Source organism: Aquabacterium sp. (genome assembly GCF_049317225.1).
Taxonomy (GTDB): Bacteria; Pseudomonadota; Gammaproteobacteria; order Burkholderiales; family Burkholderiaceae_C; genus Aquabacterium.
In genome coordinates, this window is sequence record NZ_JBMOIR010000004.1 from 94,188 (window position 1) to 116,803 (window position 22,616).

Sequence of the window (22,616 nt, forward strand, 5' to 3'; positions counted from 1 at the left end):
CACTGATCCCGACCGATGGAGACCAGCATGAACCGTCCAATGATGCATGTCGTTGATCCGCAGACCGGCGAGTCCAAGCCTGAGGACATCCGACGTGTGTTCGAGTCACAGGGTCCTACGGCCTTGGCTTGGCGCACGTCGACCCTTGCCGAGCGGATTGACCGTCTCAAGCGTTTGCGTGATGGCATGCTGGCTCGCCAGCAAGACTTCTACGCGGCCTTCGAGAAGGACTATCGCAAGCCCGCGATCGAAGTCAACGGCACGGAATTCATGCCGGTGCTCGAAGAGATCCGTCACACCATCTCGAGCCTGAAGAAGTGGGCCCAGCCCAAGCGCGTGCGCCCCACCATCGGCACGCTGTTCACGTCCAGCTGGATCGAGTACCAGCCGCGTGGTCGTTGCCTGATCATCGCGCCGTGGAACTTCCCGCTCAATCTGTGCTTCGGCCCGCTGGTGTCGGCCCTGGCAGCCGGGAACACGGCCATCCTCAAACCCTCTGAAATGACGCCTGCGGTGAGTGCGGTCATGGCCGAGGTGATCGCGACGGTGTTCCAGCCGCACGAAGTGGCCTTGTTCGAGGGCAGTCTGCCCACGTCGCAGGCCTTGCTGGAGTTGCCTTTCGATCACATCTTCTTCACCGGCTCGCCTGCTGTGGGCAAGGTGGTCATGGCCGCCGCAGCCAAGCACCTGACCAGCGTGACGCTGGAGTTGGGGGGCAAGTCGCCTGTCATCGTCGACGAAACCGCCAACCTGCGCCAGGCGGCCGAGGTGATGCTGTGGGGCAAGCTGACCAACTGTGGTCAGATTTGCGTGGCGCCGGACCACGTTTATGTGCATGAGTCGGTGAAAGACCGCTTTGTGGACGAGTGCCGCAAGGTCCTGGCCGAGCGCTATGGCGCGACGCCCGAAGCGCAACGCGCCAGCCCTGATCTGACGCGCGTCATCAACCAGCGTCACACCCAGCGGATTGGTGGGCTGCTGCAAGATGCGCTGTCCAAGGGGGCCAAGGCACTGACCGGTGGTGAAGTGGATGTGGCCTCTTGCTACATCGCCCCCACGCTGCTGGATCAGGTGCCGCGCGACGCCGCCATCATGTCGGAAGAAATTTTCGGCCCCGTGCTGCCGGTCCTGACTTTCCGTCAGGTGGACGAGGTTGTGCATGCCATCAACGCCATGCCCAAGCCGCTGGCCCTGTATGTGTTCAGCCAGGACATGAAGCGCACACGCAGCATCCTGGCGCGCACCAGTTCGGGCGGTGTGGCCATCAACCAGGTGGTCTTGCACTACGCGCAGGGCAATCTGCCCTTTGGTGGCGTGAACAACTCCGGAATCGGCAATGCCCACGGTGAGTTCGGCTTCAAGACCTTCTCGCACGAACGTGGCGTGCTCAAGGGTGGCATGATCAACGCTGCCAAGATGCTGTTTTATCCGCCATACACCCCGGCCAAAAAACAGATGGTCACGCAGTTCCTCAAGATGCTGAAGCTGCCGTTGCCTTTCTGAGTTGGGGCTTTCGAGTCCTGACGTCGCTGTCCGGATGCCCGATAATCCCGCCGTCTGTTTTCATAACAGCCCGCCTGTTGGCTCTGCGCCGGCCTGGCGGGCTTTTTGCATGCCCCGACGATCGTGGACATCTTCATTCAACAACTGATCAACGGCCTGGTGCTGGGCAGCATGTATGCCCTGGTGGCACTGGGCTACACCATGGTCTATGGCATCGTGAACCTCATCAACTTCGCACACGGTGAAGTGTTGATGATCGGTGCCCTGGTGAGCTGGACGGTCGTCACCGCCCTGGGGGAGTCGGGGTTGCCAGGCTGGCTGCTGCTGGCCATCTCGCTGGTGGTGGCCATGGTGGCTTGCATGGCCCTGAACTATGTGATCGAAAAATTGGCGTATCGGCCTTTGCGCAATGCCCCTCGGCTGGCGCCCCTGATCACGGCCATGGGCATGTCGCTGCTGCTGCAGACCCTGGCCATGATCATCTGGAAGCCCGATTACAAGCCGTACCCCATTCTGCTCAACGACGAGCCCTATGAGTTCATGGGGGCCACCATCAACCTGGTTCAGATTCTGATCCTGGCTGTGACCGCCATGACACTGGCGGGCCTGATGGCCTTGATTCACGGCACCAAGCTGGGCCGCGCGATGCGGGCCACGGCTGAGAACCCCAAAGTGGCCCAGTTGATGGGCGTGCAGCCTGACAAGATCATCTCTGCTACCTTCATCATCGGTGCGGCCTTGGCTGCACTGGCGGGTGTCATGTGGGCGGCCAACTACGGCTCGGTGCAGCACACCATGGGCTTTTTGCCTGGCTTGAAAGCCTTCACGGCCGCGGTGTTCGGCGGCATCGGGAATCTGGCTGGGGCCATGGTGGGCGGCTTGTTGCTGGGCGTCATCGAAGCCATGGGGGCGGGCTACATCGGCGAGCTGACCGGCGATGTGCTGGGCAGCAACTACCAGGACATCTTTGCCTTCGCGGTCCTGATCCTGGTCTTGACCTTGCGGCCCCAAGGCTTGCTCGGTGAGCGCGTGGCCGATCGCGCCTGAGGAGTCAGACCATGTTGATGAACAAACGTCTGCCGGTGTTCCTGGTGTGCGCGATGGCCTTGTGTGTCCTGCCGATTGCCTTGCAGGGCGTGGGGGAGGCCTGGGTCCGCATTCTCGACACGGCTTTGCTCTACATCTTGCTGGCGCTTGGCCTGAACATCGTTGTGGGGTTTGCGGGCCTGCTCGACCTGGGCTACATCGCGTTCTACGCTGTGGGTGCTTACCTGTTTGCGCTGCTGGCTTCGCCGCATCTCGTGGACAACCTGCCAGCGGTCGCGGCCTTGTTCCCGCAAGGCTTGCATTTGCCTTTCTGGCAAGCGTTGCCATTGGCTGCGGGGGTGGCGGCGCTGGCCGGTGTGTTGCTGGGTGCGCCCACCTTGCAGTTGCGAGGCGATTACCTGGCCATCGTGACGCTGGGTTTTGGCGAAATCATCCGCGTGTTCATGAACAACCTGGATGCGCCGATCAACATCACCAACGGCCCCAAGGGCCTCAGTAGCATCGAGCCGATCCACATCGCCGGCGTGAACCTGGGCGAGCCTTTGCAGGTGGCGGGCTTCACTTTGTATTCCGTGACGCTGTACTACTACTTGTTCCTGGCCATCGTGGTCGGGGCGGTCGTGATCTGTGGGCGGCTGCATGACTCTCGTCTGGGGCGTGCCTGGGTGGCCATCCGGGAGGACGAGATTGCTGCCAAGGCGATGGGGCTGAACACCCGCAACCTGAAGCTGTTGGCGTTTGGTCTGGGGGCCTCGTTCGGAGGCGTGGCGGGGGTGCTGTTTGCCAGTTTCCAAGGCTTCGTGTCCCCCGAGTCCTTTAGCCTGCAAGAGTCGGTCATGGTGGTGGCCATGGTGGTGCTGGGCGGGTTGGGGCACATTCCCGGGGTCATCCTGGGAGCCTTCTTGCTCGCAGCCTTGCCCGAGGTGCTGCGCCATGTGGCCGGGCCTTTGCAAGCCATGACCGATGGTCGACTGGACGCTGCCATCCTGCGCCAGCTGCTGATTGCGCTGGCGATGATCAGCATCATGTTGTTGCGTCCTCGCGGCTTGTGGCCGTCTCCTCGGCATGAGGATCAGTTGATGCCCTCTGAGATGGAGGGGAAAGCATGAGTCAGGCTTTGTTGAAAGTGGAGGGCGTCTCCAAGCGTTTTGGTGGTTTGCAAGCCCTCAGCGACGTGGCCTTGGCCATCGAGCCCGGTGAAGTGCATGGCCTCATCGGCCCCAATGGCGCGGGCAAAACGACGTTTTTCAATGTCATCACGGGCCTGGTGCCGTCGGACCAGGGCCGGTTTGAGCTGGCCGGGCGCACGTACACGCCCACTGCTGTTCACAAAGTGGCACAGGCAGGCATTGCGCGGACCTTCCAGAACATTCGGCTGTTTGCCGACATGTCCGTGCTGGACAACGTCCGCGTCGGGCGCCATGTGCGCACGCGGGTGGGTTGGTGGCAAGCCATCTTGCGCACCCAGGCTTTTCGGTCGGAAGAGCATCAGATCACCCGGGATGCTCGAGCCTTGCTCGACTTCGTGGGGCTGGCTGGCAAGGCGCAACAAACCGCGCGCACCCTGAGCTACGGGGATCAGCGACGTCTGGAAATTGCACGCGCCTTGGCCACCGAACCCAAGCTGCTGGCGCTGGACGAACCTGCGGCCGGCATGAACGCCACCGAAAAGCTTCAACTGCGTGAGCTGATCGAGCGCATCCGTGCGCAAGGCCGCGCGGTGTTGCTCATCGAGCATGACGTGAAGCTGGTCATGGGCCTGTGTGACCGAGTGACCGTGCTGGATCAGGGCAAGCGCATTGCGCATGGCCTGCCGGCCGATGTTCAGCGCGATCCGGCCGTGATCGCTGCGTATCTGGGCCAGGCCCATCAGCCCACGTGAGGGCGCACATGAGTGTTGCAGTGATGTCTGATTCTCAAGCGGGCGCAGGGTCTGCGCTGTTGTCGGTGCGCGGCCTCCATGTGGCCTATGGCGGCATTCAGGCCGTCAAACGCCTGGATCTGGATCTGTACCAGGGCGAGCTCGTCAGTCTGATCGGTGCCAACGGTGCTGGCAAAACCACCACGCTCAAGGCGATCTGCGGCTTGTTGCAGCCGCAGTCGGGTTCGGTGCACTATCAGGGACGGAGCCTCCAGGGGCAGGGCCCCTGGGAGCTGGTGGCGCAAGGACTGGTCATGGTGCCTGAGGGGCGTGGCATTTTCACCCGCATGACGATTGACGAGAACCTGCGCATGGGCGCCTATTTGCGGCGTGATGCCGAGGTGTCGACCGACATGGAAGCGGTTTATGCCAGGTTCCCTCGCTTGAAAGAGCGGATGGGGCAGCTGGCGGGGACCTTGTCGGGGGGCGAGCAACAAATGCTGGCGATGGGCCGCGCACTCTTGTCACGTCCCAAGCTGTTGCTGTTGGATGAACCTTCCATGGGCCTGTCACCGATCATGGTCGACAAGATCTTTGAGGTGGTGCAGGACGTATCCAAGCAAGGGGTCACGGTGCTGCTGGTGGAGCAAAACGCACACCGTGCCCTGGAACTGGCTGATCGTGCCTATGTGCTCGACTCTGGCGAATGCGTGCTCAACGGCCCGGCCAAAGAGTTGTTGGGCAATGCGCAAGTGCAGGCAGCCTATCTGGGCGCTTGATCCCAAAAGGCCCGCTGATGCGGGCCTTTGACTTGGAGCGTGGGTGAGGGGGCTTACAGCGCGGCGATGATCTTGTCCGCCAGCGCCTTCAAGTGCCCTTGATCCGCCATCACGGTGGCGTGTGGTCTGCGCAGGTCGGCGATCGAGCCAGGGATCACATGGATATGGAAGTGCGGCACGGTCTGGCCGGCTGCCGGGCCGTTGAGCTGCATCAGCACCACGCCTTCCGCGCCCAAACCCTTCTTTTGCGCGTTGCCAATCTTGCGCACTGTGGCCATGCAGGCTTGCGCCGCCGCATCCGACAACTCGAAGATCGTGGTGGCGGGCTCTTTGGGGATGACCAAAGCGTGGCCATCCGTCTGGGGCATGATGTCCATGAAGGCCAGCGTGTGCTCGTCTTCAAACAGCTTGATGCAGGGGATCTCGCCACGCAGGATCTTGGCAAAGATGTTGTTCGAATCGTAAGACATGGAGGCTCCTTGGCTTCAGTGTGAATGTACGCGCGGCAATCTCAGGCGCTCTGTTTGTCGGCTTCGCTGGTGAAGGCGTCCGCGTAGAAATGCTCGTCCGGCAAACCGGCTTGGGCGATGAAGTCACGGCGTGCCGATGACACCATGATGGGGGCACCGCAGGCGTAGACCTCATGGCCCGACAGGTTGGGCAGGTCCGCCAGCACGGCTTGGTGGACCAGACCGGTGCGACCCGTCCAGGCATCGTCGGCCTTGGCTTCAGACAGCACGGGCACATAGGTCAGCCAAGGCAGTTCCGCAGCCTGTTGCTGTGCCCAGTCGTGCAGGTACAGATCAGTCTTGCTGCGGCAGCCCCAATACAGCGTGGTGGGGCGGCTGATGTTGGCATGGCGCATGTGCTCGATGATGGCCTTCAGCGGCGCAAAACCGGTGCCCGAGCCCAGCAGCACGATGGGACGCGCAGAGTCTTCGCGCAGGAAGAACGTGCCGTAAGGTCCTTCGACACGGAGGATTTCCTTTTCCTTCAGCGCACCAAACACATGGTCGGTGAACAGGCCGCCCGGCATGTGGCGGATGTGCAGCTCCACGCCTTCGGGGCCCGCTTCCTTGACCGCGTGCGGGGCATTGGCCATCGAGTAACTGCGGCGTTGGCCGTCCTTCAGGATGAACTCGATGTATTGGCCTGCGCGGAAGTCGAAGGTGTTGTTGGTGGGCAGTTGCAGGCGAACGAGCATCACATCGGGTGCCACCTGGGTCAGCTTGGTCACCCGGGTCGGCATTTTCACCACCGGGAAGTCACCAACGGCCACCACTTGGCGCGACTCAATCACCAGATCGGTTTCTGGCTTGGCGCAGCAGGTCAGGATGAAACCACTTTCTGCTTCGGCGGCGCTCAGTGCCTTCTCCTGATGCGGTCCGTGTTGCACACGGCCTTCGACGAGCTTGCACTTGCACGAGCCACAGGCGCCATCCTTACAACCATAGGGCAGGCCGATGCCCGCATTGATGGCACCGGTGAGCACGGTTTCCTCACCTTGCATGGTGAACTGACGGCCGCTGGGCTGGATGGAGACAGAAAAACTCATGATGAACACACACTCCGGACGACGAAACGTTGCGCAAGGCCAGGGCGATGCCATTCGGCCTCAGAATCGCAGGCAGGATTTTCGCTCAGACCAGCCATGTTCAACCCGCAACCTGCACGGCATACCCGTTTTCGTCAAACTCGCGTCCTCATTGTCGGGTGCGGCGATGTCGGCACACGGGCAGCTCGCCTGCTGCATCCGCACTGTCGGGTGCTGGCCTTGACCTCACAACCTGAGCGGGCCGCTGAACTGCGATCCCAGGGCATCTTGCCCCTCATCGGCAACCTGGATGGTCCCGCCACCTTGGCCCGACTGGCCGGCCTGGCGCCACGCATCCTGCACTTGGCGCCGCCGCCTGCTCAGGGCGAGCACGACACGCGAACTGCCCATCTGCTGCAGGCCCTGGCACGCCGGGGGCGCGTGCGCAGCCTGGTGTATGGCAGCACCACGGGTGTCTACGGCGATGCGGACGGCGCGCAATTTGACGAAACGCGCCCTGTGAAACCCGCCACGGCGCGTGCACATCGGCGGGTGGATGCTGAGACCTGTGTGCGAGCCTGGGGGCAGCGGCGCGACGGTGTGCGAGCCAGCATCCTGCGCATCCCCGGCATCTACGCCTTGGACCGCGAAGGGGGCGACCCACGTGAGCGCGTGCGGCGCGGCAGCCCATTGTTGACACCCGCCGATGACGTGTTCACCAATCACATCCATGCCGATGATCTGGCTCGCGCCTGTGTGCTGGCCCTGTGGCGGGGCCGGCCTGGACGTGTGGTGCATGCCTGCGATGACACCGACCTGCGCATGGGCGACTATTTCGACTGGGTGGCCGATCACTTCGGTTTACCCCGGGCACCACGCCTGACCCGGGAGGAGGCGGTTCAGGTGATGAGCCCGATGCAGTGGTCGTTCATGAGCGAGTCGCGCCGTCTGCTCAACCACCGCCTGAAGCGAGAGCTTCGGCTGTGTCTGACCTTCCCCACCATTGAGCAGGGTTTGAGCGCTCAAGAGGGGTGAGGGCCCGCTTGGAGCGCCGGCAGCCTCAGGTTTTGGGTGCCGGGGTTTTGGGTTTGTATTTGCACCAAGTGCTCACGCTGCACTCCCAACAACGGGGTTTGCGGGCCTGACACACATAGCGTCCGTGCAGGATCAGCCAGTGGTGGGCATGCTGAAGGTAGTCGGCTGGGATGCGCTTGAGCAGCTTCTGTTCGACTTCCAACGGCGTTTTGCCTGGGGCCAGCCCCGTGCGGTTGCCCATGCGGAAGATGTGGGTGTCCACGGCCATCGTGGGCTCGCCAAAGGCTACGTTGAGCACCACATTGGCTGTCTTGCGACCGACTCCGGGCAATTCTTCCAAGGCTTCGCGCGTGCGGGGGACTTCGCCGCCATGCTTGTCGAGCAGGATGCGGCAGGTCTCCAGCAGATGTCGGGCCTTGCTCTTGTACAGGCCAATCGTCTTGATGTACTCGCACAGTCCCTCTTCGCCCAAATCAAGCATCTGTTGCGGGGTATTGGCGACCGGAAAGAGCTTGCGTGTTGCTTTATTGACCCCCACGTCGGTGGCTTGCGCCGAGAGCAGGACGGCCGTGAGCAACTCAAAAGCCGAGCTGTATTCCAGTTCGGTCTCCGGGTTGGGGTTTGCAGCCTGAAGGGTGCTGAAAAACGCGCCGATCTCGGCTGCTTTCATCAAAGTGCTCATGCGGTGATGCGGAGGGTCCAACAAGGTCGGCCAGGGGCCGGGCCGCCGATCATGTCATAACTCCGTGCGTTACAGCAGCACGACCGCGTTGGGCAACTCGTTGGCGTTGGGCTGTTGGCCGCAAGGGTAGTGGGCCTTCAGCAAAGCACCGACGGAAAGCAGGGCTTCCATCAGACCTTGTTCGAAATGTCCTTGACGCAGATGCGCGGACAACTGTTGGCTTAACTTGTTCCAGTATTCGGTGCTGACATGGGCGTGCAAGCCCCGATCGGCCAAGATTTCAATTCGGCGCTCAGCCAGCAGCAGGTAGATCAGCACGCCATTGTTGTGTTCGGTGTCCCATACACGCAGATGGCTGAACAGGTCCAAAGCCCGCGCGCGCGGCGAGACTCGTCGCAGCAGCAAGGGCAAGGGTAGCCCCCCTTCGACACACAGACGCAATTCACCAAGGTGGCGTGCCTCGCTGTCGGCCACCGCTTGTTCCAGTCGCTTCAAACCGGGCTTGGTGATGGCGCGTTCGGCCGCTTTGGCATCCAGCCAGAGGTGGCGCAACCAGCGCGTCAAAGAGTTCATGGTGTTGTCCTTGTTACCAACTGCCGGATGAGCCGCCGCCGCCAAAGCTGCCACCTCCGCCGGAGGAAAAGCCGCCGCCAGATGACGACGAGCCGCCACCTCCCACGAAGCTGCCGCCAAAAATCCCCCATAGGAACAAGGCTGCCACGACGACCACGGCAATCACCCCGGCCACCCAGTTGCCGGTCAATGCCCACGCCAGACCGCCAAATAGCAAATGGGTGCCGATGATGCCCCACGTATCGCCCAGCAGTTTGGAGAGCAGGGATGCCGCGGCGGTGACAATCAAAAAGCCGATGGTGGCAGCGGCTGCCAGGAAGCCCAGGATGGTGTCCAGCGACATGTCCGACCCGTTGGATGAGGCGGGTTTGGGCTGCGCTGAGGGAGCCGGCACCGGAAGGGCTTCGCCCGCAATCAGTTTGTCGATCTGGCTGATGCCTTGTGTCAGCCCGCCCGCGAAGTCACCCTGTTTGAAGGCCGGGGTCATGACGTCATCGATGATGCGGTGTGCGGTCAGGTCCGGGATGGCCCCTTCCAGTGCACGCGCGACCTCAATGCGCACGCGGCGATCGTTCTTGGCCACGACGATCAGCAGGCCGTCGCCGATGTCCTTGCGGCCAATTTTCCAGGCGTCTGCCACACGGTTGGCAAAGGCAGCAATGTCTTCGGGTTGCGTGGTGGGTACCAACAGCACCACAACCTGGCTGCCTCGTGCCTGCTCCAACGCAGTCAACTGGTTTTCCAGTGCCTGGCGTTGCGCGGTGCTGAGCATGGCCGACTGGTCCATGACACGTGCTGTGAGCGCGGGCACAGGAACCGGAACACCTGTGTCGGCATGCGCCAAACCGAGGCAAAGTGTGAACAGCGCCCAGGCGACCAGGCACCAGCGACTCCAGCGAGTGGGGTGGTCAGTCAGGGATGGCAAAAAGGGCACGGTTGCACACTCACGTTCTTACCAACTGTCGGAGGCGCCGCCGCCACCGAAGTCACCGCCCCCGCCAGATGAAAAGCTGAAGCCGCTGTCATGGCTGCTGTGATCGCTGGTCCAGGTAGCAACGGCCGGACTGCTGCTGGCGTGCGTGCCGGAACGGGCCGATGACTGCGGCAGGTGGTTCACAAAAAAGCGAGAGAGCCACCATCCCAGCACGAACAGCGCAGCGCTCCCCATGATGCTGGTGGTGAACAACCAGCCCAATCCACTCATCACACCCCCAGACAGCAGCGACGTTGGCTGGGGGCCCAAGAGCTTGGCGAACAGCAGGCTCATCACGGAGCAGATGACCGTGCCAAAGAGTGCCAGCACGATCAGCAGCACGATCAAATCCCAGCCCGAGACTGTCTGGGCGCTGAGTGAAGTCGTGTCGGGGGGCGGAAGGTGCTCGCCTTGAATCAAAGCGTCCAGCTGCGAGATGGCCTGGCGCAGGCCGCCTGCATAGTCGCCAGCCCTGAACGCGGGCTTCAAGGATCGTTCGATGACTTGCTTGGCGGCCAGGTCCGGGATGGCCCCTTCCAGGGCTTTGGCTACCTCGATGCGCATGCGCCGATCTTCTTTGGCAACGACGATCAGCAGGCCGTCCCCCACATCTTTGCGACCGATCTTCCAGCTGTCACCAACCCGCTGCGCAAAGGCGGCGATGTCTTCGGGCTGTGTGGTGCTGACCATCAGCACCACAATCTGGCTACCCCGGGTGGTTTCCAGCTCAGCCAACTGGCTTTCCAGTTGGTGAAGGTCCGCAGCAGACAGCGTGCCGGTCTCATCCATGACACGGGCAGTCAGCGCTGGAACTGGGTGCAACCCGGCGTCAGATGCCCAAGCGGGCGCAAACGACAAGGCACACCACAGGCCGATCCAGATCGGCAGCCAGCGCATCCAGCGAGTCATGTCACTTCTTGCTGAAGTCGATCACCGGTGGTGTCGAAATTTGAGCTTCGTTCTGGGCGGCAAAGTTTGGCTTCACCTGGTAGCTGAACATCTTGGCCGTCAGGTTGGTGGGGAAGCTGCGCGCCAGCACGTTGTATTCCTGAACCGACTTGATGTAGCGGTTGCGCGCCACGGTGATGCGGTTTTCGGTGCCTTCCAGTTGGACGCGTAGGTCCTGGAACGCCTGGTTGGCCTTCAGCGACGGGTAGTTCTCGGTCACCATCAGCAGGCGAGACAGCGCACCGCTGAGTTCGCCCTGTGCCTCCTGGTACTTCTTGAAGGCTTCAGGGTTGTTGACCAACTCGGGGGTGACCTGAACGCTCGTGGCCTTGGCGCGAGCCTCGACCACTTTGGTCAGAGTGTCCTGCTCGAAATTGGCTTCGCCCTTGACGGTCGCTACGATTTGGGGGATCAGATCGGCCCGACGCTGGTACTGGTTCTGTACCTCGGAGAGGTTGGCCTTGGTTTCTTCATCCAGACGCTGGAAGTCGTTGTAACCGCAACCGGTCAACGAGAGGGCCATGGCCGCAGCCAAAGTCAAGGCAGCGAAGCGGGGAGCAGTCATCGGGATCCTTTCCGAGTCAACGCAAGACACACGGCTGCACGTTAACGCGGCTGCCGTTTGAGAAAGGATAAATGGAGTTGGTCACCCGGTTTTCAAGCGGAGCCGATACCGGATGTGATTTTGATCAAGACACCCAAAGAAAAGGCTTAACCCATCGCCGGCATGGCCAGCTTGTGACAAGACAGTACTTCGTGCTGGCGCGATTTGGGATAGCGGTCACGTACGATCTGGATGGCGCCCATCGGGGTGTCGGCCATCACCTTCAGCACGCGTTTGATCGCCTGTTGAGAGGGTGAAATGACCACCAGGGTCGAGACTTCGAACAACTTCAGGGCCGGTTCGATGGCCAAATTCATCAATGCGCGCATGGCAGCTCCCGTGCTGGACAGCGGCGCTTTGCCGTCCACCTTTTTAGGATGCATTGTCTGTGCCAGAGATGACAGAGGGATGACCCGAAATGGTGCGCGTTCAGGGAGCGTGCAGACGACTCGACTTGATGTGCGTCAGGTATTTTGGCGGCGAGCACGTGCGCGGGCCAGCGCCGCCTCGATCATGGCTCGCTTGTGATCCAGCACGACCGGGTCGGTCAACTTGGATGCAGCAGCCAGATCCGCCGCTTTGTGCTCGCCTTTGGCCAGCAGGCGCTCGGCGTGTTCGGCCTTGGCGCGAACCAGGCGTTGCGCGCGGAAGGCGTGGCGCTCTCGGGCTTGATCGGCCAGTGGTTGAGACCAGGCCGTCCAGCCAGTTGGTGCGGGCTCTGCGTGAGCCGGGACCAAGCTGATGCAGTCCACGGGGCAGGCGGGAATGCAGAGTTCGCAGCCGGTGCATTGCGATTCAATCACCGTGTGCAGGTATTTGTTGGTACCGATGATGCAATCCACCGGGCAAGCTTTGATGCACAAGGTGCAGCCGATGCACCAACTCTCGTCGATGACGGCGAGGGTGCGGGGGCCTTCCAGGCCAAAGTCCTCGCTCAAGGGGGTTTCGGGCTGCCCCGTCAAGGCGGCCAGACGTCGCACGCCTTCTGCTCCGCCTGGGGGGCATTGGTTGATCCCGGCCTCTCCCTTGGCAATCGCCTGGGCATAACTGGCGCAGTCAGGGTAGCCGCAGCGCGTGCATTGCGTTTGCGGCAGAAGGGCGTTGATCTTGTCGGCATCCAGCATGATGGCGCCGGAGTTTACAAGGTCGAAGGGCTCGCTGCCTTGTGCCAAGACAGCGAGCCCTTGTTTCACGCAACGCAATGCGTTTGACTTACGCGGCTTTCTTGACCTTGTTGTGCGACAAGATGAAGTCCCGGATCACGGGATACGCCTGTTCGCGCCAGCGGCGACCCGAGAAAATGCCGTAGTGACCGGCGCCGATCACGTCGTAGTGCTTTTGGCGAGTCTTGGGGATGCCGGTGCACAACTCGTGCGCGGCTTTGGTTTGCCCTGAGCCAGAGATGTCGTCCAGCTCGCCCTCCACCGTCAGCAGGGCCGTGGTCTTGATGTCTTGAGGACAGACCAGTTCCTTTTTGCCCTGTGGGTTGCGAACCTCCCACGTGCCATTCACCAGCGAAAACTCCTGGAACACGGTACGGATGGTGTCCAGATAGTATTCAGCAGGCATGTCCAGCACCGCGTTGTACTCGTCGTAGAACTGGCGGTGGGCTTCGGCGCTGTCGTCGTCCCCACGAATCAGGTCCAGGAAGTAGTCGTAGTGCGATGTGGCGTGGCGATCGGGGTTCATGGCCACGAAGCCCGTGTGCTGCAGGAAGCCGGGGTACACCGCACGGCCAGCGCCCGGGTAGTTCTGCGGCACCTTGTAGATCACATTGCTCTCGAACCACTCGAACGACTTGTTCATGGCCAGGTTGTTCACCGAGGTGGGCGATTTGCGCGCATCGATCGGGCCACCCATCATGGTCATGGTCAATGGGGTTGTTTCGCCGCGGCTGGCCATCAAGGAAATGGCAGCCAGCACCGGGACAGTCGGTTGGCACACCGAGATGACATGTACTTCGGGGCCCACCTTGCGGATAAATTCCTGAACGTAGTTGATGTAGTCGTCCAGGTGGAAGGCGCCTTCGTCCAGAGACACCATGCGCGCGTCAATCCAGTCGGTGATGTACACCTTGTGGTCTTGCAGCAGGGTGCGGACGGTGTCACGCAGCAGGGTCGAGTGGTGCCCGGACAGCGGGGCAACCACCAACACCGAAGGCTGCTCACGCATTCTGGCCAGCATGGCCGCGTCATCCGTGAAACGCTTGAAGCGCAGCAGGCGACAGAAAGGCTTGGCCTCGACCACCTGCTCCTGAATGACCACATCCACGCCGTGAACATTCACTTTGTTGATGTCGAACTCAGGTTTCTCGTATTCCTTGGTCAGGCGGTGGGCCAGATCAAAGCCAGCGGATACGCGCTGAGAAGCCGGAATGTGCGCGAAGGGGGAGAGGGGGTTGCTGTACAGCTTGGACGCGGCGCTTGCGAACTCGGAGAAGGGGCTGAGCCAGGCGCGGTTGGTTTCGTAGATCTGATAAAGCATGACAGAACCTCAATCGTCATTAGCCATTTGGACGCCTCTGTGCCGACAAGGCTGCAGAGATGTTGCATTGCAGCATAGAGGAGTTTTCTGATCTTTGCACCGTTCCGGTGTCTGTTAGTCGGATAACAGGTACAGGAAAGTCACGTTTTTTCCACGCCGTGACACAAACATGAAAAAAGGCCCCTATAGAGGAGCCTTTCTTGCAGCGGAAACGCCCCGGAGTGGGGCGTGGGCCAATGCTTACATCACGGCCTTGATGGCAGCTGCCACAGCCTTGATGTTCTTGGTGTTCAGTGCAGCCACGCAGATGCGGCCAGAGTCCACACCGTAGATGCCGAACTCGCCACGCAGGCGTTGCATCTGGGCGGCGTTCAGACCGGAGTAGCTGAACATGCCCTTTTGACGGGTGATGTAGCCCAGGTCGCCTTGCACGCCAGCGTCGGTCAACTCCTTGACCAGGGCGGCGCGCATGTCCTTGATGCGTACGCGCATTTCGGTCAGCTCGTCTTCCCATTGCTTGCGCAACTCAGGCGAGTTCAGCACGGTAGCGACCACGGTGGCGCCATGGGTGGGCGGGTTGGAGTAGTTGGTGCGGATCACGCGCTTGAGTTGGCTCAGCACGCGGCCGGCTTCTTCCTTCGAGGTGCTGACGATGCTCAGGGCACCGACGCGCTCGCCGTACAGCGAGAAGCTCTTGGAGAAGCTGGTGGACACGAAGAAGTTCAGGCCGGCGTCCAGGAACTTGCCGATCACCTTGCCGTCTTCGGCGATGCCTTCGCCAAAGCCTTGGTAAGCCATGTCCAGGAAGGCGACCAGATTGCGTGCCTTCACGGCGGCAATGATCTGATCCCATTCGGCATCGGTCAGGTCGTAGCCGGTGGGGTTGTGGCAGCAGGCGTGCAGCACGATGACGGTGCCTTCTTCGGCTGCATTCAGGGCAGCCAGCATGCCTTCGAAGTTGATGCCACGCTTGGCTTCGTCGTAGTAGGGGTAGGTGCCCACGGTGAAACCGGCGGTTTCAAAGATGGCGCGGTGGTTTTCCCAGCTGGGGTTCGAGATCAGGGCTTGCTTCTTGCCGCTGACGTTGTGCAGGAAGTCTGCGCCCAGCTTCAGGCCGCCGGTGCCGCCGATGGCTTGGGCGGTGACGATGCGACCTTCGGTCACAGCAGCGTGTTCGGCGCCGAACACCAGACCTTGCACAGCCTTGTTGTAAGCGGCAATGCCTTCAATCGGCTGGTAGCCGCGTGGCTTGGGGGCAGCGGCGATTTGCTGCTCGGCAGCGGCCACGCACTTCAGCAGGGGCAGCTTGCCATTGTCGTCGGTGTACACGCCCACACCCAGGTTCACCTTGTTGGGGTTGGTGTCGGCATTGAATTGTTCGTTGAGGCCCAGGATGGGATCACGGGGGGCCATTTCAACGGAAGCGAACAGCGAGGCCATGCAAGCAGTCTCCGGCAGGTTGGGGTAATTGATCGATGTCGGGGCAATCGCCCGAAGATGGTTTCGGCGCTTGTGACGACGAAATTGCAAAATCGGGCAAACCCTTTATTTTATCGACCGAAGTGCCGTACGTGCGAGCGCATCTGCGTAGTCCTGCCGAAAAAGGACAAACACCCGCCGGGTGGCGGGTGTTTGCAAGGGGGCTGGCGCTGTTTAGGCGCGGAGCTTGATGCTGGTGGATGTGGCTGTCAGGTAGCCGACCGCAGCGCTGAACTTGTTGTTGTAGTTCGTGTTGATGGCGGTGTTGAGTGCCGCATTGTTCTTCACGTAGCTGCTGTCACCCGCATGCTGGAAGTTGCTCATGATGTAAGTCCAGCCATTGATTTCATCGACGGCGTGCAGGCCCGTCGATTCGCCGCCAGCCGGAACGGACAGGATGCGCGACAGTTGCTTGGTGTCGACGTTGTAGGCCCACAGGAAGTTGTTGGTGTGTTGGCCGCTGTCTTCACCGATGAACAGAGTACGCAGCTTCTCAGAGAACTTGAGGTTGTCTGGGTTGCCGATCTTGTTGGGGTTGGCGGTGTTGCCCAGGCTGTCGGCAGAGATGTCTTCGCCGGTCAGCAGCACCTTGGTGCTCACTGGAACCCATTCGCTGTTGATCGTGTTGCCGTCGGTGTCCACTTGGCTGCCAGCCAGGGTGTGGGCCATGATGCCACCAGCCTTGAGTGCAGCGTCCAGACCAATGCGGCTGGCGCTGTTCCAACCCTTGGCGGTATTGTTTGTCACCATCGAGTCCTGCATGTTTTGCAGAGCCGAGTAGGCAATCTTGTCCTTGATGTTGACGGTGGTGCCTTCCATCTTCGTGAAGCCCATGCTGCCGCCCTTCAGGTAAGCGTAGCGGTGCGTTTCCAGGAATGCGGCAGCCTTCTCCATGCCGGACACCAACTTCACCCAGTTGGCCTTGCCGCTGACGTAGATCTTGGCGTAGCCGGTTGCGGTCGGGTCTGCGATGGTGGGGTCCACGAACTTGACATCCATGATGTCTTCCTTGGACAGGGTGTCTGCCAGGGCTTCGACGTAGTCGCTGGTGGCGTGACCCAGCTTGATCCACTTCCAGCCCACGCTGGACGTGCCCGCCAGCAAGGCGGTGTTGAAGTCGCCCTGCAGTTGGCCCACGTACAGCGTACCGGCAGACAGATCCTTCTCGGTGTCTGCCACAAACATGAACAAGGCGGAGTTGGTGGCATCGTCACCCATCAGCACGGTGCGGTTGTCGGGCATGACTTGCACCAGCTCATGCGAGATGCGGCCCATGCAGTAGTGCTTGGCGATCGATGCGGTGCCGTCGGCCTTGACGGTGACTTCAGGCAGATGGCCGTAGTGGTAAGGCTTGACGGTGCTGTCACCCAGGTTGGTCTGGAAAGCGCTCCAGTAACTGGGCAGAGACCAAGCGTCAGGCTCGTACTCTTCGCTGGACAGGTGAGTGCCCCAAGGCGACAGGCTGGCACCGCATGTGATCCACAGGCCGTGCACGCCTGACGTGTCGACGTTGTGATACTTCACGAGTGACAGTTTGCCGGTCGATGGGTTCTGATCCAGTGTCAGCACGGCGATGGGGGAGGGCAGCTTGCCGTACATGTCCGTGGTGCCGTCCTGGGCCCAAGTGGTGTACTCGAACTGCACCACGGCAAACACCGTGTTGCCGGACACGCCGGTGACCTTTGCGTTGGGAACGGTCAGCAGCGACGTGCCATCAGGGCTGTCGCTGAAGAACTGGCGAGCAGTTGTGCCAGTGGTGTCCTGGATGGGCTGATTCAGGATGTTGTAGTAGCCGCCGGCCAAGATTTGGCCACCCTTGCCGTCAGACACTTGTGTGCCCGTCAGGAAGAAGGGTTCATAAGCCAGGTTGCTCGTGTGGGTGCTGCCGTCGCTCAGTGTCACGGTCAGCGTCGAGGCCACGTAGGCGGTCGCCATGTTGGCGGTCGTGGTGGGGGCGGCCATGCTGCCGAATGCGGCAGACACATAAGTGGGGGTGGGCTTGCTGTCGTCACCACCACCGCCGCAACCGGTGAGCATGGACGATGCGGCGAGGCCTGACAGCGGCAGCATGGGCATGCCTGCAAACAGCTTCAGGGCTTGACGACGGGAGTTCGAATGTTGAGACATGGTGTTGCTGCAAGTAAAAGTACAGATCGCCAGCAACGATAGGAAGGCTGGATGACAAACTCGTGAAGTTGTTTCTGATCGTCACGAGTGGATGCATCGCCGGGGTTCGTCATGATCTTGTCAATTACTTCTGTATTGGCGGCGTGCTTTGAAAAGCGAGGCAGATCGGCTTAAAGTGGCAGGTTTCTTGCCTGATTGCCGCCCCATGTCCGACTCGAACGCGCCATCTGTCAAAAGCCAGTCTGCCAAATCGGATGAGGCGCCTGCTGGGCAGTTCGTTCAGTTTCCTGATTCGCCGTTTGAACTCTTTCAACCGTATCCCCCGGCCGGGGATCAGCCCACGGCCATTGCGCAGTTGTGCGAAGGGGTGGAGGATGGTCTCAGCTACCAGACCTTGCTGGGCGTGACCGGGTCGGGCAAGACCTTCACCATGGCCAACGTGATCGCCCGCATGGGGCGTCCCGCCATCGTGTTTGCGCCCAACAAGACCCTGGCGGCACAGTTGTACGCCGAGTTCCGCGAGTTCTTCCCCAAGAACGCGGTCGAGTACTTTGTCAGCTACTACGACTATTACCAGCCCGAAGCTTATGTGCCCCAGCGCGACCTGTTCATTGAAAAGGACAGTGCCATCAACGAGGCCATTGAGCAGATGCGGCTGAGTGCGACCAAGAGCATTCTGGAGCGCCGGGACGTGGTGGTCGTGGCCACCGTGTCGGCCATCTACGGCATCGGCAAGCCCGAGGACTACACGCAGATGCGCTTCATCGTTCGCACGGGCGACAAGGTGGGTCAGCGCGACGTGATTGCCCAGCTGATCCGCATGCAGTACAAGCGCAACGACATGGACTTCGGGCGCGGCACCTTCCGGGTGCGGGGCGACACCATCGACATCTTCCCGGCTGAACACTCCGAGTTGGCGCTGCGGGTGGAGTTGTTCGATGACGAGGTCGATACCTTGTCCCTGTTCGACCCACTCACGGGGCGCATCCAGCAGAAGATTCCGCGTTTTGTGGTCTACCCGTCCAGCCACTATGTGACGCCGCGTGAGCAGGTGCTCAAGGCCATCGAAGGCATCAAGCAGGAACTCAACGACCGCGTGAAGCAACTGGTTGGCGACGGCAAGCTGGTCGAGGCACAACGGCTGGAGCAGCGCACGCGCTTTGACCTGGAGATGCTGCAGGAGGTGGGGCACTGCAAGGGCATTGAGAACTACACCCGTCATCTGTCGGGCGCCAACCCCGGCGATCCGCCGCCCACGCTGGTGGACTACATGCCCTCGGACTCGCTCATGTTCCTCGATGAGAGCCACGTCATGATCGGTCAACTGGGCGGCATGTACAACGGGGACCGCTCACGCAAAACGACGCTGGTGGAATATGGTTTCCGGCTGCCCTCGGCGCTCGACAACCGTCCGCTCAAATTTGAAGAGTTCGAGCGCAAGATGCGTCAGGTGGTGTTCGTGACCGCGACACCGGCCGACTACGAAAAGCAGCACAGCGGACAGGTGGTCGAGCAGGTGGTGCGTCCGACGGGTCTGTTGGATCCGGTGGTCGAGGTGCGGCCCGCGACGCATCAGGTCGACGATGTGCTGCAGGAAATCCGCATCCGCGTCGAGAAAGACGAGCGTGTGCTGATCACCACCTTGACCAAGCGGATGTCCGAGCAGCTCACCGACTACCTGACCGACAACGGCGTGAAGGTGCGCTATCTGCACTCCGACATCGACACGGTCGAGCGTGTCGAAATCCTGCGCGACCTGCGCTTGGGGACGTTTGATGTGCTGGTGGGCATCAACTTGCTGCGAGAAGGTCTGGACATTCCCGAGGTGTCGCTGGTGGCGATTCTGGATGCCGACAAGGAAGGCTTCTTGCGAGCCGAGCGCAGCCTGATTCAGACCATTGGTCGCGCGGCGCGAAACCAGAATGGGCATGCCATTCTTTACGCCGACAGGATCACCGAGTCCATGCGCAAAGCCATGGGGGAGACCGAGCGTCGTCGTGCCAAGCAAATGGCGCACAACGAAGCGCACGGCATCACGCCGCGTACCGTCAACAAGAAGGTCAAGGAGTTGATCGACGGTGTGATGTCCAATGCCGCCAAGGACGATCTGCGTGCCGCAGAGGCCTTGGCCAAGTCCATGGAGGGCGCCGAAGCGTTGTCCGAGAAAGACTTGAGCAAGCGCATGAAGCAGCTCGAAAAGGACATGCTGGAGGCCGCCCGCAACCTCGAATTCGAAAAGGCTGCGCGCTTGCGCGACCAACTCGCTCTGCTCAAAGAGCAAGCCTTTGGCGCGGTGGTGCATGACCATGTGGCCGCCCCGGGCAAGCCTGCGGCCAAGTGAAGTGCTGCGGCATGACAGTGGGTCGGGCGTGAGTCTGGGACAATCTCGCCTTTGAATGTGTTGACGAGTTCATGGTTGAAGCAGTGGTGACCGAGCCCCGTATCCGAGTCCTCATGGTGTGCATGGGGAACATTTGTCGAAGCCCCACGGCCGAGGCCGTGCTCCGTAGCAAGCTTCAACAGGCCGGTTTGGCCGATGCCGTACAGGTCGATTCGGCTGGCACGCATGCCTACCATGTGGGACATGCCCCCGACAAACGTTCCCAGCGACATGCCGCCATCCGAGGCTACGAACTGAGTGCCTTGCGTGCCCGTCAGGTGAGTCCGCAGGATTTCCGCCGGTTCGATCTCTTGCTGGCCATGGACTGGGACAACCTGGCGCTGCTGGAAGACCGCTGTCCGCCGGACCGCATGATGCGCGTCAAGCTCAAGCGACTGACGGAGTTCCTGCCTGCTCAATCCTCGTTTGCCGAGGCGCAGGTCGTGCCAGACCCCTATTACGGTGGCGAGGAAAGCTTCGAGTCCGTGCTGGACCTCATCGAGGCGGCGTGTGATGGCTTGGTTGATCATCTCCGCATGCGCCTAAATGGTGCGTGACACGGGTTTGCCCTTGATCAAAGTTGACTTTTTCAGTCAACTAGTCTATGATTGACTTATTCGCTCGGGATTTGGCCTCTCGGATGCGGCCGGAGATCCTGGCTGCATCACGCGCAGCAGTTTGACCCTCTGATTGCCGCATGCAGAAGCCGCCCGAGGTCCTGACCAAGGAGCGAGACATGCGACTGACAACCAAAGGCCGTTTTGCTGTAACGGCCATGATCGATCTGGCTTTGCGCGAGCACACGGGCCCCGTCGCCTTGGCAGCCATCAGCCAGCGCCAACAGATTTCCCTGTCTTACCTCGAGCAGTTGTTCGGCAAGCTTCGCCGCCATGAACTCGTCGAGAGCACCCGAGGCCCGGGCGGCGGTTATTCGCTGGGCCGCAAGGCAGAAGACATCACCGTGGCCGACATCATCGTGGCGGTGGACGAGCCCATTGATGCCACGGGCTGTGGCGGCAAAGAAAACTGCATGGGCGAAGACGGTGGTCGTTGCATGACGCACGACCTGTGGACCAGCCTCAACACCAAGATGATCGAGTATCTGGATTCGATCAGCCTGCGCAAGCTGGTGGACGATCAGGTGGCCAAGGGTGTCTCGATTGAGGCGCAGCCCATCAAGCGCGCCATCTCGACCCAGCCCGTTGTGAAGCCGATCAAGGTGACGGCGCCGAATTCGGTGTTCGCGCTCGGTTCCACCCTCACCAAATAAGGGACTTGAGGCCTCGCCGCCCAAGGCTCAGGCCCCAGGACCGATAATTCCACCTTTCCCGCTGAGCGCCCCATAGAGGGTGCCCGACCACAGAGTGCCCCACATGGACATGACCCCGCACTTTCCGATTTACATGGACTACGGCGCGACCACGCCGTGTGACCCCCGCGTTGTTGACGCGATGATCCCCTGGTTGCGTGAGCACTTTGGGAACCCGGCTTCGCGTACCCACGCTTACGGCTGGGAAGCGGAAGCGGCCGTGGAGAAGTCCCGCGAGCAAGTGGCCGAACTGATTGGCGCGGACCCCCGCGAAATCGTCTGGACGTCCGGCGCCACCGAGTCCAACAACCTGGCACTGAAGGGCGCGGCACACTTCTACAAGAGCCGCGGCAAGCACATCATCACGGTCAAGACCGAGCACAAGGCGGTGCTGGACACCGTGCGTGAGCTTGAGCGTCAAGGCTTTGAAGCCACGTACCTCGACGTTCAGGACAATGGCTTGGTCGATCTGGAAGCACTGAAGGCTGCCATCCGTCCGGACACCATCCTGATCTCGGTCATGTACGTGAACAACGAGATTGGTGTCATTCAGGACATCCCGACCATCGGCACCCTGTGTCGTGAGAAGGGCATCATCTTCCACGTGGATGCCGCACAAGCCACGGGCAAGGTCGACATCGATCTGACATCGCTGCCGGTGGACCTGATGAGCCTGGCCTCGCACAAAACCTACGGCCCCAAGGGCATTGGTGCGCTGTACGTGCGCCGCAAGCCGCGTGTGCGCCTGGAAGCTCAGATGCACGGTGGTGGTCATGAGCGCGGCATGCGGTCGGGCACCTTGCCCACCCACCAGATCGTGGGCATGGGCGAAGCCTTCCGTATCGCCAAGGAAGAAATGCACACCGAAAACGCCCGTGTGAAGGCGTTGCGCGATCGCCTGCTGGCTGGCCTGCAAGGCATCGAGCAAATTTTCGTCAACGGCGACCTGGAACAACGTGTGGCACACAACCTCAACGTCTCGTTCAATTTCGTGGAAGGCGAGTCGCTGATCATGGGCATCAAGGGCATCGCCGTGTCTTCGGGCTCGGCCTGTACCTCGGCCAGCCTGGAGCCCAGCTATGTGTTGCGCGCCCTGGGACGCAGCGATGAACTCGCGCACAGCTCGTTGCGCATGACCATCGGCCGTTTCACGACCGAAGAAGAAGTCGATTTCGTCATCAACACCCTCAAGGAGCGTGTCGCCAAGTTGCGCGAGTTGTCTCCTCTGTGGGAAATGTACAAAGACGGTATCGACATCAGCACCATTCAATGGGCGGCACACTGATCGTGTGACCCCT

22 protein-coding genes are annotated in these 22,616 nt (G+C 61.1%); 10 read left to right on the top strand and 12 right to left on the bottom strand.

Annotated features, from left to right (window positions below):
• The first annotated feature begins 27 nt into the window (after positions 1 to 27).
• The 5 genes from ACOYNB_RS04780 (at position 28) to ACOYNB_RS04800 (ending at position 5,190) form a co-directional block, all read left to right on the top strand.
• A complete protein-coding gene (locus ACOYNB_RS04780; protein ID WP_422837988.1) occupies positions 28 to 1,503 on the top strand; it encodes an aldehyde dehydrogenase family protein in 1,476 nt (491 codons plus the stop codon).
• 123 nt (positions 1,504 to 1,626) lie between these two features.
• Positions 1,627 to 2,550 (top strand): branched-chain amino acid ABC transporter permease, encoded by a 924-nt coding sequence (locus tag ACOYNB_RS04785; protein ID WP_422837989.1) that lies wholly within the window; start codon positions 1,627 to 1,629, stop codon positions 2,548 to 2,550.
• Positions 2,551 to 2,567: 17 nt separating this feature from the next.
• On the top strand, positions 2,568 to 3,659 hold the full coding sequence (locus ACOYNB_RS04790) for a branched-chain amino acid ABC transporter permease (RefSeq protein WP_422838088.1): 1,092 nt from the start codon (positions 2,568 to 2,570) through the stop codon (positions 3,657 to 3,659).
• Entirely contained in the window at positions 3,656 to 4,432 is a 777-nt protein-coding gene (locus tag ACOYNB_RS04795; protein WP_422837990.1) for an ABC transporter ATP-binding protein, read from the top strand. The genes ACOYNB_RS04790 and ACOYNB_RS04795 overlap by 4 nt, the downstream gene beginning before the upstream one ends.
• A gap of 23 nt (positions 4,433 to 4,455) precedes the next feature.
• Entirely contained in the window at positions 4,456 to 5,190 is a 735-nt protein-coding gene (locus ACOYNB_RS04800) for an ABC transporter ATP-binding protein (RefSeq protein ID WP_422837991.1), read from the top strand.
• Positions 5,191 to 5,243: 53 nt separating this feature from the next.
• Here ACOYNB_RS04800 and ACOYNB_RS04805 read toward each other — a convergent pair whose 3' ends face one another.
• Complete coding sequence (locus tag ACOYNB_RS04805; RefSeq protein ID WP_422837992.1) at positions 5,244 to 5,660, bottom strand: HIT family protein; 417 nt, start codon at positions 5,658 to 5,660, stop codon at positions 5,244 to 5,246.
• A 41-nt stretch (positions 5,661 to 5,701) separates the two neighbouring features.
• Positions 5,702 to 6,745: a CDP-6-deoxy-delta-3,4-glucoseen reductase gene (locus ACOYNB_RS04810; protein WP_422837993.1), complete on the bottom strand. Its 1,044-nt coding sequence runs from the start codon at positions 6,743 to 6,745 to the stop codon at positions 5,702 to 5,704.
• A 96-nt stretch (positions 6,746 to 6,841) separates the two neighbouring features.
• On the opposite strand from ACOYNB_RS04810, the gene ACOYNB_RS04815 reads away from it, so the two are divergent.
• Complete coding sequence (locus tag ACOYNB_RS04815) at positions 6,842 to 7,759, top strand: SDR family oxidoreductase (RefSeq protein ID WP_422837994.1); 918 nt, start codon at positions 6,842 to 6,844, stop codon at positions 7,757 to 7,759.
• Positions 7,760 to 7,784: 25 nt separating this feature from the next.
• Here the strand turns inward: ACOYNB_RS04815 and nth are convergent, their stop codons facing one another.
• The 10 genes from nth to ACOYNB_RS04865 form a co-directional block, all read right to left on the bottom strand.
• Positions 7,785 to 8,441 carry an endonuclease III gene (gene nth, locus ACOYNB_RS04820; RefSeq protein ID WP_422837995.1) on the bottom strand — a complete coding sequence of 219 codons (657 nt, stop codon included), beginning with the start codon at positions 8,439 to 8,441 and terminating at the stop codon, positions 7,785 to 7,787.
• A gap of 69 nt (positions 8,442 to 8,510) precedes the next feature.
• Positions 8,511 to 9,014, bottom strand: coding sequence for a TPM domain-containing protein (locus ACOYNB_RS04825; protein ID WP_422837996.1), 504 nt, complete (start codon positions 9,012 to 9,014; stop codon positions 8,511 to 8,513).
• Between the two features lie 13 nt (positions 9,015 to 9,027).
• Positions 9,028 to 9,801, bottom strand: a complete 774-nt coding sequence (locus tag ACOYNB_RS04830) for a TPM domain-containing protein (RefSeq protein ID WP_422837997.1) — start codon at positions 9,799 to 9,801, stop codon at positions 9,028 to 9,030.
• 165 nt (positions 9,802 to 9,966) lie between these two features.
• A complete protein-coding gene (locus ACOYNB_RS04835; RefSeq protein WP_422837998.1) occupies positions 9,967 to 10,896 on the bottom strand; it encodes a TPM domain-containing protein in 930 nt (309 codons plus the stop codon).
• A 1-nt stretch (position 10,897) separates the two neighbouring features.
• Positions 10,898 to 11,500 (bottom strand): LemA family protein, encoded by a 603-nt coding sequence (locus tag ACOYNB_RS04840; RefSeq protein ID WP_422837999.1) that lies wholly within the window; start codon positions 11,498 to 11,500, stop codon positions 10,898 to 10,900.
• Between the two features lie 146 nt (positions 11,501 to 11,646).
• Positions 11,647 to 11,922 carry a hypothetical protein gene (locus ACOYNB_RS04845; RefSeq protein WP_374259306.1) on the bottom strand — a complete coding sequence of 92 codons (276 nt, stop codon included), beginning with the start codon at positions 11,920 to 11,922 and terminating at the stop codon, positions 11,647 to 11,649.
• Positions 11,923 to 12,003: 81 nt separating this feature from the next.
• On the bottom strand, positions 12,004 to 12,663 hold the full coding sequence (gene rsxB, locus ACOYNB_RS04850) for an electron transport complex subunit RsxB (RefSeq protein ID WP_422838089.1): 660 nt from the start codon (positions 12,661 to 12,663) through the stop codon (positions 12,004 to 12,006).
• Positions 12,664 to 12,751: 88 nt separating this feature from the next.
• Positions 12,752 to 14,023, bottom strand: coding sequence for a polyhydroxyalkanoate depolymerase (locus ACOYNB_RS04855; RefSeq protein WP_422838000.1), 1,272 nt, complete (start codon positions 14,021 to 14,023; stop codon positions 12,752 to 12,754).
• A 240-nt stretch (positions 14,024 to 14,263) separates the two neighbouring features.
• Positions 14,264 to 15,463 carry an amino acid aminotransferase gene (locus ACOYNB_RS04860; RefSeq protein WP_422838001.1) on the bottom strand — a complete coding sequence of 400 codons (1,200 nt, stop codon included), beginning with the start codon at positions 15,461 to 15,463 and terminating at the stop codon, positions 14,264 to 14,266.
• A 213-nt stretch (positions 15,464 to 15,676) separates the two neighbouring features.
• Positions 15,677 to 17,629 carry a PhoX family protein gene (locus tag ACOYNB_RS04865; RefSeq protein ID WP_422838002.1) on the bottom strand — a complete coding sequence of 651 codons (1,953 nt, stop codon included), beginning with the start codon at positions 17,627 to 17,629 and terminating at the stop codon, positions 15,677 to 15,679.
• A 205-nt stretch (positions 17,630 to 17,834) separates the two neighbouring features.
• Between ACOYNB_RS04865 and uvrB the strand changes: the two genes are divergently transcribed.
• From uvrB to ACOYNB_RS04885, 4 genes are all read left to right on the top strand, one after another.
• On the top strand, positions 17,835 to 19,970 hold the full coding sequence (uvrB, locus tag ACOYNB_RS04870; protein ID WP_422838003.1) for an excinuclease ABC subunit UvrB: 2,136 nt from the start codon (positions 17,835 to 17,837) through the stop codon (positions 19,968 to 19,970).
• Positions 19,971 to 20,041: 71 nt separating this feature from the next.
• Positions 20,042 to 20,566, top strand: a complete 525-nt coding sequence (locus ACOYNB_RS04875) for a low molecular weight protein-tyrosine-phosphatase (protein WP_422838004.1) — start codon at positions 20,042 to 20,044, stop codon at positions 20,564 to 20,566.
• A 179-nt stretch (positions 20,567 to 20,745) separates the two neighbouring features.
• The gene (gene iscR, locus ACOYNB_RS04880) at positions 20,746 to 21,279 is read left to right on the top strand and encodes a Fe-S cluster assembly transcriptional regulator IscR (RefSeq protein WP_374258987.1); all 534 of its coding nucleotides are present in this window, start codon (positions 20,746 to 20,748) and stop codon (positions 21,277 to 21,279) included.
• A 103-nt stretch (positions 21,280 to 21,382) separates the two neighbouring features.
• Positions 21,383 to 22,603 (top strand): IscS subfamily cysteine desulfurase, encoded by a 1,221-nt coding sequence (locus ACOYNB_RS04885; RefSeq protein ID WP_422838005.1) that lies wholly within the window; start codon positions 21,383 to 21,385, stop codon positions 22,601 to 22,603.
• The last annotated feature ends 13 nt before the right edge of the window (positions 22,604 to 22,616 follow it).

Coding starts and splice junctions, on each gene's coding strand:
- ACOYNB_RS04780 (WP_422837988.1), top strand. CDS start 28: ATGAACCGTCCAATGATGCATGTCGTTGATCCGCAGACCGGCGAGTCC.
- ACOYNB_RS04790 (WP_422838088.1), top strand. CDS start 2,568: ATGAACAAACGTCTGCCGGTGTTCCTGGTGTGCGCGATGGCCTTGTGT.
- ACOYNB_RS04795 (WP_422837990.1), top strand. CDS start 3,656: ATGAGTCAGGCTTTGTTGAAAGTGGAGGGCGTCTCCAAGCGTTTTGGT.
- ACOYNB_RS04800 (WP_422837991.1), top strand. CDS start 4,456: ATGTCTGATTCTCAAGCGGGCGCAGGGTCTGCGCTGTTGTCGGTGCGC.
- ACOYNB_RS04805 (WP_422837992.1), bottom strand. CDS start 5,660: ATGTCTTACGATTCGAACAACATCTTTGCCAAGATCCTGCGTGGCGAG.
- ACOYNB_RS04810 (WP_422837993.1), bottom strand. CDS start 6,745: ATGAGTTTTTCTGTCTCCATCCAGCCCAGCGGCCGTCAGTTCACCATG.
- ACOYNB_RS04815 (WP_422837994.1), top strand. CDS start 6,842: ATGTTCAACCCGCAACCTGCACGGCATACCCGTTTTCGTCAAACTCGC.
- nth (WP_422837995.1), bottom strand. CDS start 8,441: ATGAGCACTTTGATGAAAGCAGCCGAGATCGGCGCGTTTTTCAGCACC.
- ACOYNB_RS04825 (WP_422837996.1), bottom strand. CDS start 9,014: ATGAACTCTTTGACGCGCTGGTTGCGCCACCTCTGGCTGGATGCCAAA.
- ACOYNB_RS04830 (WP_422837997.1), bottom strand. CDS start 9,801: ATGGACCAGTCGGCCATGCTCAGCACCGCGCAACGCCAGGCACTGGAA.
- ACOYNB_RS04835 (WP_422837998.1), bottom strand. CDS start 10,896: ATGACTCGCTGGATGCGCTGGCTGCCGATCTGGATCGGCCTGTGGTGT.
- ACOYNB_RS04840 (WP_422837999.1), bottom strand. CDS start 11,500: ATGACTGCTCCCCGCTTCGCTGCCTTGACTTTGGCTGCGGCCATGGCC.
- ACOYNB_RS04845 (WP_374259306.1), bottom strand. CDS start 11,922: ATGCATCCTAAAAAGGTGGACGGCAAAGCGCCGCTGTCCAGCACGGGA.
- rsxB (WP_422838089.1), bottom strand. CDS start 12,663: ATGCTGGATGCCGACAAGATCAACGCCCTTCTGCCGCAAACGCAATGC.
- ACOYNB_RS04855 (WP_422838000.1), bottom strand. CDS start 14,023: ATGCTTTATCAGATCTACGAAACCAACCGCGCCTGGCTCAGCCCCTTC.
- ACOYNB_RS04860 (WP_422838001.1), bottom strand. CDS start 15,463: ATGGCCTCGCTGTTCGCTTCCGTTGAAATGGCCCCCCGTGATCCCATC.
- ACOYNB_RS04865 (WP_422838002.1), bottom strand. CDS start 17,629: ATGTCTCAACATTCGAACTCCCGTCGTCAAGCCCTGAAGCTGTTTGCA.
- uvrB (WP_422838003.1), top strand. CDS start 17,835: ATGTCCGACTCGAACGCGCCATCTGTCAAAAGCCAGTCTGCCAAATCG.
- ACOYNB_RS04875 (WP_422838004.1), top strand. CDS start 20,042: ATGGTTGAAGCAGTGGTGACCGAGCCCCGTATCCGAGTCCTCATGGTG.
- iscR (WP_374258987.1), top strand. CDS start 20,746: ATGCGACTGACAACCAAAGGCCGTTTTGCTGTAACGGCCATGATCGAT.
- ACOYNB_RS04885 (WP_422838005.1), top strand. CDS start 21,383: ATGGACATGACCCCGCACTTTCCGATTTACATGGACTACGGCGCGACC.